Origin of the sequence: Huintestinicola butyrica, from assembly GCF_025567215.1 — a bacterium.
Lineage (GTDB): Bacteria > Bacillota > Clostridia > Oscillospirales > Ruminococcaceae > Huintestinicola > Huintestinicola butyrica.
On the sequence record NZ_JAOQKB010000016.1, the window covers coordinates 42,229 to 55,317 of the forward strand.

Here is a 13,089-nt window from a genome sequence, read left to right on the forward strand (position 1 = left end):
CTTTACTTTTTCTGCACTTCTTCCAGTTTCGTTGTCATAAGGTCATACAGCTCATTGTGTGGGAACTTATCCTTGAAAGGAATAATAGAACCGCCGCAGCAGATAAGTCCGTGTCCGCTTTCACTGCTGGTAACATAGCCAAGCAGATTATCCGAAATATTCAGAAGCTTTGCAAGCTGAATACGGTCACTTGTAGCCTGATTGAGCATCATAACAAAGTCCGTATTCGACAGCATAGAACGGGCAGTTTCAGATTTCAGCAAATCTTCAACATTCTGTGTAATACCTGTTGGAATGCCGCCCCACTTTCTTGCTCTCTTGTAAAGCTCAAAGAGGAAGTTCGCAGAGTATTCATTGGCAAAGAGCAAGTAGATCTCGTCCATATAAATCCAAGTACGCTTGCCCTTTGCACGGTTTTCAGTAATCCTGTTCCATACATAGTCAAGAACAATCAGCATACCCAGCGTTTTAAGCTGCTTGCCGAGGTCTTTAATATCGTAGGAAACAACACGGTTGGTTGTGTTCACATTGGTCTTGTGTGCAAACACATTCAGATTACCCTTGATATACAGCTCAAAGGAAAGTGCAAGTCCCTGCGCTTCCTTTTCAGGCTGAGATTTGAGAATTTCATAGAAATCCATAAGAGTAGGATTTTTTTCGAGGTTGAAATCCTGCAAGTATTCCGCATAAGTGATATTAAGGCAGCGGTCGATGATAGTCTTTTCCTTTGCCGTAAGTCCCTGTTTACCTACAAGACACTCGCAGAATGAGAGGATAAAGTCGGACTTCATAATGAGAGGACTTTCATCATCGGAATAATCCTTTGACATATCAAGGGGATTGATAAAGTTTGTGGACGCAGGTGAAACATTGATCGTTTCGCCGTTCAGAGCTTCCACAAGGTTTGTGTATTCTCGCTCAGGGTCAATGATGATAATATCATCATCCGTTGCAAGAAATACGTTCAGCATTTCTCGCTTTGCCGAAAAGCTCTTGCCAGAGCCGGGCGAACCGAGAATGAAGCCGTTGGGATTCTTCAGCATAAGTCTGTTGAAGATAATCATATTGTTGGAAAGCGTATTCAGACCGTAATACATTCCGTTCTTATGCGTAATTTCCTTTGAAGCAAATGGGAGGAATACCGCTGTACTCTCTGTTGTAAGAGTTCTACGGATTTTAAGCGTACAGTTGCCAAGAGGAAGAACTGATTGCAGTCCCTTTTCCTGCTGAAATTTTAGTGTTGATACGGAGCAGATATGCTTTCTTACAACTGCTTCAATGGTTTCAGTATTGTTCTCAAGCTCGTCAAAATCATCCGCTGTTACCATAATAATGATGTTATCAAGGAACATCTTCTGATTTTTTGAACGAAGGTCATCAAGCAGCTCCTCAGCTTCGATAAGGCTGTGCTTCAAATCTTCATTGATAACGTCGGAAGTATATCCCGACTGAATTGCCTTTTTCTCTGCCTGCAGCTTATTTGCTCTCATAGAGGTAAGCTGGTGATTAACGATTTTCAGAGCCTTGTAGGGGTCAACGGGAGCAACGTTCACCGACACCATAACATCAAGGTTTGTATTTGCAATATCTGTAAGAATGTTATCTTTCAGACTTGCAGGCATATCCTTGATAAACATTGTACGGGCATACTTGTTGTTCCACATAAAGTAGTCCTTCTTGAACTCAAAATAATCGGGACAGCAATACGCTCTCTCAGCCTGTCTGCTGAAATCCTTGTTGCTCAGAACAGGAATTTCCTCATCTACACCTCTGAAAATATCTTTAAGGATACTCATTCTCTCATGTGAGGTAAGAGGAGTTATAATCGATCCGATTTTCTTAAAAGCGTTTATAACTTCCAAATCAATAGAAGCGAACTTAGCTCTTGCCGATTCCAAGTCTGCCGCCTGAACCGTTACGGTCAGATACTTGTTACGGATAATACCGTTCTGTCCCTGCTCCATCTTTTCAACCAGCATTTCATTGTAAACGTCAATGTAGTGATCGAAGCTGTCACCCTTATGCTTCAGCAGCACCATTTTATTGAAATCTGCCTTATTTACACGATTGTTATGTACCGTAATCTGAATATCCGCAGATGTATCAAAACTATTCAGCACAGAACAATACGCAAGGAAAATTGCTTCCTGCTCCTCCTGCTTTGCGATAGCGTAATTCACATCCTCAAAACGGTAAGTTTTGCTGAATTTATTATCATCAATTTTGATGATATATTCATCGCAAACCCTCTTGTACGGAAGTGTTTTCTGTGTCGTTTTCGGCACAATTCGCTTCTTGCTTACACGCTTTTTCTTGGGCTTTTTCTTTTTCTGCCTGTTAAGACGGAGCGAATCACGTTCCTTTGCTGAAAGCTGTGAAATATCATTAGGATCAGCAAGCTTCTTTTTGCTGTTTTTCATATAAAAGACTGCTGCCGCAACTGCCGCACCAAACACACCAGCAAGGAGCAGAAAAGCCATTATGCTATTACTCTGATTAGGAGTTTCAGCGGGAGCTTCGGGAACAACAGCAATCTCTGATGTTACCGCAGAAGTAACAGATTCAGGAGTTGTGACCTCTGTAGCCGTTTCGCTTACCCCTGTTTCCGACGGAACTGACGATACTGCTGTTTCTGTTCCCTCGGCTTCTGGTTCTTCGGAAACCTCCGGCACTGCTGTAACTGCCACTTCTGTCTCTTTCTGTACGGATAATTCTTCTGTCTGTGTGAACTCATCACGATTTACCTCCATTGATATTAATTTCTCTACTTTTTCAGCGGTAAAATACATCATCTGCTCTGCTGTTGTTCCCTGCGTTTCTGTATCCGCTGTCTGCCATACCCTTGTAGTTTCTTCGGGTTCATCGGCATATATCTCAACGGGAACTCCGTCCTCGTCAAGCAAAATTTCTTCTTCGTAAACAAAGTTATCCACGCCTGATACCTGCCTTTCTTAAAAATCTTTTGAAAGCAGATCTGCTCTCTTTTTCCTCGATTTCCGCCGCAAGTTCCTCAGCAATGTATGCGTTTCTGAAATCCATAAACGGCGGCTCATAAGAATACACTCGTTTCTGAGGTGTGAAATGATGATAGAAAAGTTCTACAGCGAACTGTTCAAACACCATATCGTTATATCTGAAAAAGCCTGCCATCATAAGCGGAGCAGCAATAAGGATTACTACCCAAGATACCGCTTCCTGCGGCAGAAACTTATTACCGAAGATATACAGAGGAACACATATCAGGAGTGCAGCACCTGCACAAATACTCTGGCGAAGTGTTAAACCGAAAAACAGCTTTTCTCGGTAATTCTTAATCTCTTTCGGAATGCGGATTTCAATCATAACTGCCATCCCCCCAATACAGTGAATTGAGCTTTTCATCAAGCTTTACGAGTGAACGGACGAAATACACACATCCGCCAGCTCCTCCAGCGAGAAAAGCGATTATAATGGCATTTGTCATCATCGGACTTACCTCCTATATCAAAGTCATGATTTCTTCTTTTTGCGTATTACACATACTGCCGTGCAGATACCACCTGTAAGCACAGCAGCTCCAGCCGCAACGATAGCAACAATACATCTCTTATTCATTCAAAAAACTCCTTTCAACTTGTCCATTCAACAATCTTGCAGATAACATATATAAGGGATAATGTTCCTGCAATAATCATCGTAATGGAGTAAATATCCTCATAGTGAATTTTCATAAAGTCATTTTGCCTTTCGTATTTCGTAGCATTCTGCGTAAGCTATGTATCTGACGGTTATTCTTGGTTCAAAACGCATTATATCCTTTATCTGCTCAAAATTGAAAACATAATCGGCTTTGCCTTTGCGTATTTCAGAAAGTACAGAATTTATAAGCTGAACATAATATGCGTCAAGTGTTGTAACACCATCATCGAAACATTTGCAGTCACTTGTGACATGTCTTTTCAGCTTGCTGTCCTTGCTCTGCGGAACAATATCACGCAGGCTCTCAACAATATAAGCCATAAAAGCGCTCATATTGCTCGGATAAAATTCCCTACACGCTTCCTTGCGACCACAACAACTGCGGCAGCACTGCGAACAATTATGAGATACTCCTACCTTTTTCAATTCACTATGTAAATTCATTTTTTAACCTCCACTATATAAATTTAAGCACCTACAGCTTGCCTTGCCCATTGTCCGCTTTTCGCAACACCCAATGCCAAAGCCAGCGCTGTTATTGTAATCCCCATTGTATCTGTTCCTCCCAACAATGCTGCCACCTGTGAAAATGCATAAAACATAACAATTACCACTAGTCCTTGCAAGCAAACAGCCGCATAGCTCTTGATGAAAGCCTTTGCACTATCGTGCCAGCCTTCACCTGCGAAAGTCGCAAGCGGAATTGGTGAAATAACAGTATATACGATAATTTCAAAAAGTCTGCCGATAAGGATAAGATTGATTACCCAACAAGCTCCCATTAAAATAAGGAATGTCGGCATTGTTTCAATATATTTCAGCAGATAATTTAGGTTTAAAAATCCTGCATCCAAAGGCTGTGATATTAATGCGTCTGTACCAAAGGACGAAAGAAAGCCATAGTTTGAATCGCCAAGACTTGCAGCTACGGAATTAAAGCCATTAAACAGAATCCCCATAAGTCCTCTCGCGTTCTGAACGATTACCTTTGCAAGAATAAACTTAAAAAACAGCTTGAAAACCTGTTCGTAGCTTTGTATTTTTAATAACATTGCGTCGTTGCATAGCTGTATCGCAAAGAACATTGATACCAGCACAAGAGCAACACCCTCTACTGCTGTCATTGCTGTGTCAATTATCGTAATACTGCTGTCAAAAGGAGAAACTGTAAGCGTTTGTATTGCATTATCAAATGTATAGTTAATCATATCGAGCCAAGTTCTGACCCAACCTTCAACGGTTTCCCATTCAATCATTCAATCAGTCAGCTCCTTTCGCTGATATTAAAGGAACTCCCCCTGCATAAGCAGGGGATTTTCCCGAAAGGCTTATACCGTAAACATATCGTAAGCCTTTGCAACAGCAAATACGATGAATCCTGAAGCAAGGCACATAAGACCTCTTGTCTTACCGTCAGCAGAATCATCCTTGAAGCCCATTGCAAACTGTACCGCACCGATGAAGCCGATAACAAGACCGATTCTTGCTACCCAGTCAACAATGAACTCAACTACCGTATTAAATGTTTCAACGCCCTCTGTTCCATCAGCGGCAAAAGCTGTCACACCCATGCAAGACATCATCATACTAGCAGCCATAACACCTGCCGTAATCTTACTGATAGAACGCATACGCTTTGCGTCACGCTGTTCAGCGGTAAGCTGGCTGTTGGGAGTAAAATCCTCCTTGATTGTGGTTTTCATCTTAATCTGCTTTCTTCGCATATCTGCCTTGAAATCTGTAAACTTGTCCTTGATAAAAGTAATAATTCTTCTCATTGCAATTACCTCCGTGTAATTAAATTTCATCGAATACATCAAGATAGCTGTCATCAGCCACCTCAGTAAACGGCGGTTTTAATGTAGGCTCTGCCGTTACAACAATTTCGGTATTGTCAAGATTTGCAGGTGCAAAACCCTGCTTCGGGTCTTTTGGAAATTCTTTTGCTCCGATAAAGGTATGTACCTGATTTCCGATTATATCTTCAATGGTGACAGACTGCTCAAATTCTTGGTCGGGAACATCTTCACTTGAAGTTTTTCGGTCTGACATTTCTGCTTCAGTAACGGCATTACCAATTTGTTTCTCCGAATCCTCAACAGGTTCGGAATGTAAATCTTCGTTTTCCTGCTCCTCGGAAGAGCCGTACTGTACCGTCTTTATATTGCTGATTAGGTAGGCATTGTCCTTGTTCGAGTCCTCCAACAGCTTGTAATTCGGGTGTTTCTCAATCACGAATTTATCGCAGAAAAACGGATATATACCACGGACGAACAGAATACACTCGTTATCTTTCATAACTTTCAGCTCGTCCACCGTCATAAGCTCACGTCCCAAGATACCATCATTTTCAGAGGTAGAGCCATTCTTGCCTCTTGTACGGTTATGGGAACGGGTATCAATAGTTTCCTTGCCCAGCGTTTTGGAAACGTGTTCAAGAGTTGTCGGCTCCTGACCGCCCAAGAATAACAGGCTGTCGCAGTTACCGAGTACGTTTTCCCAGCTATCCTTATACATCTTTTTAAGCTGTGAAAGGTTCTGTATAATGACGTTTGCTGAAATTTCCATAGAACGCATTGTTGCTAATAGCTCCTCAAATCGAGGGATAGTGCCGACATTTGCGAACTCATCCAGCAGACAGCGGACGTGAAAAGGAAGTCTGCCGCCGTGCTTGAAATTTGCCCTGTCATACAGAACATCAAAAAGCTGTGTGTACATCATCGCCGCCAAAAAGTTGAAAGTATCGTCTGAAGACGGAATGATGATATACATAACGGTCTTTTCATCACCTATCATTTCAAGGTGAATGTTGTCGCAGCAGGTCAAATCCATAACTTCGGGAATATTGAACGCCTGCAATCTTACCGCAGTAGAAATAAGGATAGATTTTGCTGTATCGCCTGCCGCCTTTTTGAAATCCTTGTAGTATTTCAGGCACATATATCTGTTTGCAGGCTTTGCTGACTTTGCAAGGTCAATGAGGTTCAGGTTCTTGAACTGCTCATTATGTTCGGCTTCCTCTGTCTGATACTTTTCGGGAAATTCAAGTGCGTCGAAGATAAGGTCAAGGTCGGATTGATAATCGTCGCTGCCCTCTTTAACCTCCGCCTTTTTCAGAAGCTTCATAACCTCTGAAAAATTCTGCATTGATTTATCCTCGCACTCAACAAGATAGAAACAAAGTGCCGCCAAAAGTGCCTTTGTGGAGTCGTCCCAGAACTGATCGCCTCCACCGCCGCCCTCCTTTGAGGTATTCTTCATCAAGACGTTTACCATCTTGATTACAGCGGTTGCACTGTAATTTCCGTCAACATCATAAATGTAGTTGAACGGGTTGTAATTGTGAGAATGAGCCATATCAATAAGGTTAAACACCTTTATTTTATAGCCGTAGCTCTCCAGCATTTTTCCCGTTGAGCGAAGAAGCTCGCCTTTAGGGTCTGTGCAGACATAGCTTGTGTTTGCCTGCATAAGGTTCGGCTTTACGTAGAAACGGGACTTACCCGAACCTGAACCGCCGATTACCATAACATTGAGGTTTTTCCTCGTCTGTCTTGTGTTAAGGGACATTTTCACATCATTTGTAAGAATGATGTTATTGTCCATAACGAATTCGCCCTTTTTCTGCTTAGGCTGGTCACGAGGTTTTTTCTCGCCTTTTTGCGATTTAGGCGGCTTGTCCAGAAGCGAAGCAATTTCTTTTTTATTTGCCCACCTTGAAGAACCGTGTTCCTCACCCTTTCGGTGAAACTTCTTCTTGCCTGTTACTTTCATAAGAGCATAAAGTCCGATACCGAAAGCAGTAAACAAAGGAAACATTAAGGCATTGCCGCCAGCCTTGACCTGTTCAAAGACAAGTTCGGTATCCATAAGGGTTGTTTCCAAGCTGTTCGCAAGGTTATCGAAATCAACCTTGCCTTCTTCATTGGTAGACAAGTCAAAACAAGCACCCAATGAAGCTGCAAAGTAAATTACGAATACGGCAAGTACCGCATAAATGCTGATTGTAACGAAATCAGGCTTTTTTGCTACTCAGCTCATTTGCGTGACCCCCTATCCAGCTTCTTATGCTTGATAGCGTCGGCTGTCAATGCCGCCTTTGCTTTAGCTTTTTTCAACAGATTGTTTACAACTGTCTGCTTTCTCGCTTTGTCGATAATTCTTTCAGCCTTTGCCGCTGTCATTCCAAAGCTGTCCATAAGCTGTTTTTTCGCTGTTTCTCTGTCAGACAAATCAAGTCTGACTACCGTAGAACCGCCACGCACCGTAAATGCGGATTGTGTTTCACGCTCGATAAGGAACTCCTTGAACTGAACCTGCTTCGGCTCATCGACAAAGCCAAGTCTTTCGGCTTTTGTCATAATTGCCTTGACCGTTTCCGTATCCTCAACCTTTAAATGTTGACGGATACTTTTTTCAATCTCGACTCTGTCCCGTGTGTTTGCAGACAGAACAACAAAATGCCCTCGCTCATCGGTAATGGTGAGCTTCGGAGTATCTTCCTCCTGAAACTGCATTTTTGCAAATGAGAACTTATCCGTCAGAACATTCTCGTTTTCAAACTTGATGTCCTTTTCGTAATAAGCCATCTGCTCAAGCTGTCTTGAACCGCTTAAATAGTATCCAAGCTGCTGGTCTGACAGCTTTGCGGTAAGTGCGTTCGCCGCTTCAACCGCTTTGACCTGACTAAACCCAAGCCGTTCCTGCAAGACACGTTCCACTTTGGATTTCGTACAGAAATTCATTGTGACCTTTTTGCCCTGCTCGGTATCGCTGAATGTGATTTTCAGCTTTCCTTTGGAATCTTTCTGAACATCAATTTCGGTTTTGGCAAGCTCACTGTGGAGCTTTTTGAAATTTTCAACAGCCGCTTCCATCTGCTTTTCATACGCAGCACCGAAAATACATTTGACTCCGTTCTGAGTTTCCATGAAATTCACAGGTATGTCGTGGTCTGAACAATACATTTGGAAACCCTCAACCTGTTCCTTTTCAATGGTAATCATACGCTCAGTCTGCTCAGGCTGTTTCAGTTTCTCTCGGACAATATCCTGAACTATGGCATTTACCGCTTCCTTATCCTTTACATTGAAGAAAAGAGAAAGGGTATTTTCTTTGCCGTGTTCCTGTATCGCCGCAACAGGAATGTCCATTTCTTTTGCCCGTTTGAGAAATTCTCCGTAATCGTCCTTGTCAAAGGACGGGAGCATTGCAACCTCGCCGCCCTCCTTCAGCTTCTGGTATGTCACCTCGCCGCCTGACAATACCTGCTTTTTTTCGGACTGCTTTAGCCGTGCCGCTTCTCGTTCCTTTTCGATTGCAACCTTGAGCATATCCAAAAGGATTTCAGTTGCCTTTGAAACGATTTGCGTTGACACGCTCACGCCCGCACTTGCTACATCATCTCCGTGCATATCCTCTGCCTCCTTTCCGTTCAGAGTTGAAAGGATTGTTTTTGCCTTTCACCCATAAGGAAAAAAAACAGCGTTTTTTTAGGGCTTTTTGAAAAAGTTTTCTCAAAATAGTTCAAACCAATAAATCAGTCCATGTTTTTATCGTAGTATTTTGTAAAATATCACTATACTCACTCAATTTTCTTAATGCACGCTCACAGCTTTCCTGAACCGATGCAGGTGCAACTCCTTCCGACAAACCAATAGCTGTGTAGGTCATTTTCAAACAGAATTTCATGTAAATTCTCTTCCGCTGACGATATGTAAGCTTACTTAGCACATCCAATATCTCATTAATCTGCTCAGAGTCATATTCAGAAAAATATTTTTCTTCAACTGAAACAGTAACAGCTCCCATTTTTGCAGCTTTAACCTCATCTTCAGGCAGACTTACTACGTGGTTGCGTTCATTACGCTGAAACGAATCCATTTCACGTTCCGAATCAAGCATGCATTGTAGGGTTCTGTCATCTACGGTTTCAAATTCCTGCATAGAGCAGTTAGTGTCATAAGCACTTGACAGCTTAACAATATTGGTGTTTTCACCTATTTTTACAAAATCAATTACACGTTTCTTTTCAATCATTGTGATTACCTCCGAAAATTTGATAAAGTTCTAAATTGAATTAAATTTTCGGTTAAGGATAACGTGCTATGTATGGCTGCCATTCAAGAATCAGCATAAAAATGACCTTTCCGCTTTTAAAGCAGAAAGGTCATATCTGTATAAACAAAAAAAGGATAGAAACCTGACTATAGCTTTAAAAGCTACCTGTCAAGTTTCTATCCTTTAATCCCTATTTACTCAGAGAGGATGATACCTGTACTAAGTATCTTGATTTTATTGTATTTTTTTTATATCTTGCTGACATATCGCTATGCCAACAATTAAACCGCATTTTTGGCATTTTATTGTTATGTTGCTTTTACTTTCCTCGTCTGAAATCACTTTGTATTTATGTCTGCAACTTATGTCTTCATCAATAACTAAATCGCAAATACGCCCCCTGCAAACAGGACATCGTATTTTCTTTGTTTTACAAACATTCAAACAAGTGTTTACAGCTACCAAATTTTTACCTCCTTTGTTGACTCGCTAGTCAACCCTACTGCAAAATATATAACGGGATTACCCGTTACATATCATTTTATAAAATTCTTTATGAAATCATCCCAATTAGGAGAAGCTCCTTGTTTATCTCTTGCTGAACGAATTTCCTCACGAATATTATCATTTTGCATTATATATTCAGCTATATCATAGCTGACAATTCCATTTGCTTTAGCATGAAGGTCTAAAAAATGTTCAATCTCTGATTTGCTCATTTTCAGAACAACAAACATTCTAGCAATAATCCTTTGATTAGGATTTGTCTTTCTGCCGCTTTCGATATAACTGAGGTAATATGGAGTGATTTCAATTTCTTCTGCAAGCTGCTTTAGGGAATAATTTCTTTCGGTTCGCAGTTTACGAACATACTCACCGAAATTTTTATTTACCATAGGATTTCCTACCTTCGTCTTTTATTAAGCAACTCTGTCGACATTAATATGCCTGTTACTATAAGCGCTAGCAATGCAGAACACGCTACGCTGACAAAGCCAATAAGATACGCCGCAACTGAGATACAAATTTCAACAATGAGCATTACTCGTGCCTTTTTACGAAAAACAGCAATCTCATCATCTTCAAGTGGCTTATTTTCAGTATCAATAGGCGCAAATTTCCATATAACAATTGAGGATATAACCGCTAATACGATGAGAGGTATCAGAATAACATTATATACAGCTACAATTTTAAGAATCATAAGTACACATACAAATGTAAGCATGGACATTATAAAGCATTGCATTCTTGTATTTGCATGAAAACCGCCTGCCATAGTTCTGATACCTGATAACAAAGCAGTGAAAATAAGGCTCTCCCAAAAGCTTCCCATCAGTATGCCGATGGCTATAGTTGCAAGAAAAAAGAATGCTTTTAGATAAAACAGTTCCAGACCATAACGTACAATTTCAGCCTGTTCCTCATCCATATTTTCCTCATTACGATAAAGAAAATTCATTGTAGCGTCAAGAAGTTTATCCATCAAATGCTCCTTTCTCTTAGTTTTTGTAAATATACATCAATAATTTCAACAAGTCCATTCATGTTATTTTTCTCTGCAATACATTTAGCCATGTTAAAATCCTGATATGCACCTATGAAATTACCATTGTTGTACTTTGTAACAGCATTATCATAATACATCTCTGCTTGCTCTCTAAATTCATTATACGGCATAAAATCACTCCCGCCCTTTTTGATATAAATACGCTCTTAAGATACGAACATATCTGATTATTGTAAATCTTCTAAAACGAATAAACATCAGAACCGACAAAAACATTGAAGTCGGAACTAACCATATATATCTTATGCTGTCACTTAAGAATACCGCTATAATTATTAGCACACTCAAAACAGAAAAGAATACTGAAAGACTTCGGCTCATCGCAGCAATTGATTGGTCTTTATCAATCAAAGAAACATCACAATGCTCAAAGCAATAACTTTTACAGTAATTGTATATGTACGAAATATCTGCATTATTGTTTTCGTAACCTCGCTCCTCTTTTAGTTTCTTTTTAAGAAGCTTCATCTCAGCCTCTGACATAAGATATGGGTCATTTTCCTTAGAACGCATAGCAATATGCAGAAGTTTATTTTTTCTGAAGAAAATTGATTTACTTATAAATGAGCCTACTTCTTGAAATACTAATCCAAGAAAGTAACTTATCACAATAAAAAGGAATGTACCATTTACATCAAGAGCTTGAAATTGAAGGTTTACAATATCAAATACACTATTAATAAACCATAATGTTACAGATATAATTGTTCCTGTGTAAAGTACGCCCATTAAATCATATATGCCCAGTCTACTCAGGATATTATCAAGCATTGCATTCACTTCTTTCTCCGACAACTGATAATATAAATCGATCAAGTCTGTCAAAATCATTCAGCAATGGATTAACACAATCTACATATACATTCTCATATCCGTCTGCTATTACTCCTGTTTGTGAGCCATAAGTCTTATTGTCCAGAAAAAGAATGTAGATTTTTTTATTTCTTGCAATAGCATGTCCAATGAGTATCATAAAGTCATGTATGTTCTCACAAGGAATAATAATAATTGTACAAGTGGCTTCGTCAATTCTTTTACAGCTTTCAGGCACTGAGTTAATTTTCACCTTAGCCAAACTATATATATCAACTTTAGTATTATATCTATTCGTAATTCTATTGATTACCTCATGTAGCTTAAAAATATTACTTCCTAATGGCTTATCTTCATCACAAGTAAGTTTAGCAATGGGAGCTACAATATACACATCACAGGAATTCATGTAAACCTCCGAAAATAGTAGTGTAATTGTATTATATATGTATGTGACTGGCAAGTCAACGCTTTTGCCCTGAATGCCAAAATACCGCCTTGAATGCCAAAAAAGTCATAATAACAACAATTCCCCTTATAGAAACAATTTGTTCTATAAGGGGATTAAACTACGTTAGATCAATATTTTTACGCTTAAGGTAATCTACAAATAAATTTTGTTTAGATACATCCGAAATAACTTTCTCCATTCTATAACTTTGAGTCGCATATCTTTCAAAAAGATTTCTAAGTTCTTGTATCTCATCTGGATTAAACAAAACCTTTGCTGTCAACGCACCATTTTTGTCAACAGTCTCTCCATGCAATATATGTAACTCACCATTAGTAAGTTTAATTGCAAAGAAACCTTTAATGTCCGTTAAATCAGTATTATCATTTTCACGGAGGAAATAGTGCTCTGAAGTTTTTTTCCTGATAGATTGTCAAGTCAAGTGCAACAAAATCAGAGAAAAAATTTTTTGAGCACCTCAAAGGGAGTAAGGAAATTGAGACGTTTTCTCGGACGA

The 13,089-nt window shown here is 39.9% G+C and carries 14 protein-coding genes; all 14 read right to left on the reverse strand.

Going from position 1 to position 13,089, the window contains the following annotated elements; translation table 11 throughout:
• Window positions 1-2: 2 nt before the first annotated feature.
• Window positions 3-2,933 (reverse strand): VirB4-like conjugal transfer ATPase, CD1110 family, encoded by a 2,931-nt coding sequence (locus OCV68_RS13305; RefSeq protein ID WP_256322090.1) that lies wholly within the window; start codon window positions 2,931-2,933, stop codon window positions 3-5.
• Complete coding sequence (locus OCV68_RS13310; RefSeq protein WP_262573365.1) at window positions 2,926-3,342, reverse strand: PrgI family protein; 417 nt, start codon at window positions 3,340-3,342, stop codon at window positions 2,926-2,928. The genes OCV68_RS13305 and OCV68_RS13310 overlap by 8 nt, the downstream gene beginning before the upstream one ends.
• Window positions 3,343-3,714: 372 nt before the next feature.
• A complete protein-coding gene (locus OCV68_RS13315; RefSeq protein WP_177523390.1) occupies window positions 3,715-3,999 on the reverse strand; it encodes a hypothetical protein in 285 nt (94 codons plus the stop codon).
• 146 nt (window positions 4,000-4,145) lie between these two features.
• Window positions 4,146-4,934: a hypothetical protein gene (locus OCV68_RS13320; RefSeq protein ID WP_177523389.1), complete on the reverse strand. Its 789-nt coding sequence runs from the start codon at window positions 4,932-4,934 to the stop codon at window positions 4,146-4,148.
• A gap of 72 nt (window positions 4,935-5,006) precedes the next feature.
• Window positions 5,007-5,456: a hypothetical protein gene (locus OCV68_RS13325; protein WP_262573366.1), complete on the reverse strand. Its 450-nt coding sequence runs from the start codon at window positions 5,454-5,456 to the stop codon at window positions 5,007-5,009.
• Window positions 5,457-5,475: 19 nt separating this feature from the next.
• Window positions 5,476-7,614, reverse strand: a complete 2,139-nt coding sequence (locus OCV68_RS13330; RefSeq protein WP_262573368.1) for a VirD4-like conjugal transfer protein, CD1115 family — start codon at window positions 7,612-7,614, stop codon at window positions 5,476-5,478.
• 101 nt (window positions 7,615-7,715) lie between these two features.
• A complete protein-coding gene (locus OCV68_RS13335) occupies window positions 7,716-9,092 on the reverse strand; it encodes a DUF3801 domain-containing protein (protein WP_262573371.1) in 1,377 nt (458 codons plus the stop codon).
• 112 nt (window positions 9,093-9,204) lie between these two features.
• Window positions 9,205-9,717, reverse strand: a complete 513-nt coding sequence (locus OCV68_RS13340; RefSeq protein WP_147621053.1) for a sigma-70 RNA polymerase sigma factor region 4 domain-containing protein — start codon at window positions 9,715-9,717, stop codon at window positions 9,205-9,207.
• Between the two features lie 255 nt (window positions 9,718-9,972).
• The gene (locus OCV68_RS13345) at window positions 9,973-10,203 is read right to left on the reverse strand and encodes a hypothetical protein (protein WP_243240731.1); all 231 of its coding nucleotides are present in this window, start codon (window positions 10,201-10,203) and stop codon (window positions 9,973-9,975) included.
• A 71-nt stretch (window positions 10,204-10,274) separates the two neighbouring features.
• Window positions 10,275-10,634: a helix-turn-helix domain-containing protein gene (locus OCV68_RS13350; protein ID WP_147621052.1), complete on the reverse strand. Its 360-nt coding sequence runs from the start codon at window positions 10,632-10,634 to the stop codon at window positions 10,275-10,277.
• Between the two features lie 8 nt (window positions 10,635-10,642).
• Window positions 10,643-11,224 carry an accessory gene regulator B family protein gene (locus tag OCV68_RS13355; protein WP_147621051.1) on the reverse strand — a complete coding sequence of 194 codons (582 nt, stop codon included), beginning with the start codon at window positions 11,222-11,224 and terminating at the stop codon, window positions 10,643-10,645.
• The gene (locus tag OCV68_RS13360) at window positions 11,224-11,418 is read right to left on the reverse strand and encodes a hypothetical protein (protein WP_147621050.1); all 195 of its coding nucleotides are present in this window, start codon (window positions 11,416-11,418) and stop codon (window positions 11,224-11,226) included. The genes OCV68_RS13355 and OCV68_RS13360 overlap by 1 nt, the downstream gene beginning before the upstream one ends.
• A gap of 4 nt (window positions 11,419-11,422) precedes the next feature.
• The gene (locus OCV68_RS13365; protein WP_147621049.1) at window positions 11,423-12,079 is read right to left on the reverse strand and encodes a hypothetical protein; all 657 of its coding nucleotides are present in this window, start codon (window positions 12,077-12,079) and stop codon (window positions 11,423-11,425) included.
• Window positions 12,072-12,530, reverse strand: a complete 459-nt coding sequence (locus OCV68_RS13370) for a hypothetical protein (RefSeq protein WP_147621048.1) — start codon at window positions 12,528-12,530, stop codon at window positions 12,072-12,074. The genes OCV68_RS13365 and OCV68_RS13370 overlap by 8 nt, the downstream gene beginning before the upstream one ends.
• Window positions 12,531-13,089 lie beyond the last annotated feature (559 nt).

Excerpts from the sequence above, each read along its gene's own strand:
- OCV68_RS13315 (WP_177523390.1), bottom strand. The coding sequence starts at position 3,999 with ATGGCTTATATTGTTGAGAGCCTGCGTGATATTGTTCCGCAGAGCAAG.
- OCV68_RS13325 (WP_262573366.1), bottom strand. The coding sequence starts at position 5,456 with ATGAGAAGAATTATTACTTTTATCAAGGACAAGTTTACAGATTTCAAG.
- OCV68_RS13360 (WP_147621050.1), bottom strand. The coding sequence starts at position 11,418 with ATGCCGTATAATGAATTTAGAGAGCAAGCAGAGATGTATTATGATAAT.
- OCV68_RS13355 (WP_147621051.1), bottom strand. The coding sequence starts at position 11,224 with ATGGATAAACTTCTTGACGCTACAATGAATTTTCTTTATCGTAATGAG.
- OCV68_RS13350 (WP_147621052.1), bottom strand. The coding sequence starts at position 10,634 with ATGGTAAATAAAAATTTCGGTGAGTATGTTCGTAAACTGCGAACCGAA.
- OCV68_RS13370 (WP_147621048.1), bottom strand. The coding sequence starts at position 12,530 with ATGAATTCCTGTGATGTGTATATTGTAGCTCCCATTGCTAAACTTACT.
- OCV68_RS13335 (WP_262573371.1), bottom strand. The coding sequence starts at position 9,092 with ATGCACGGAGATGATGTAGCAAGTGCGGGCGTGAGCGTGTCAACGCAA.
- OCV68_RS13340 (WP_147621053.1), bottom strand. The coding sequence starts at position 9,717 with ATGATTGAAAAGAAACGTGTAATTGATTTTGTAAAAATAGGTGAAAAC.
- OCV68_RS13310 (WP_262573365.1), bottom strand. The coding sequence starts at position 3,342 with ATGATTGAAATCCGCATTCCGAAAGAGATTAAGAATTACCGAGAAAAG.
- OCV68_RS13365 (WP_147621049.1), bottom strand. The coding sequence starts at position 12,079 with ATGCTTGATAATATCCTGAGTAGACTGGGCATATATGATTTAATGGGC.
- OCV68_RS13320 (WP_177523389.1), bottom strand. The coding sequence starts at position 4,934 with ATGATTGAATGGGAAACCGTTGAAGGTTGGGTCAGAACTTGGCTCGAT.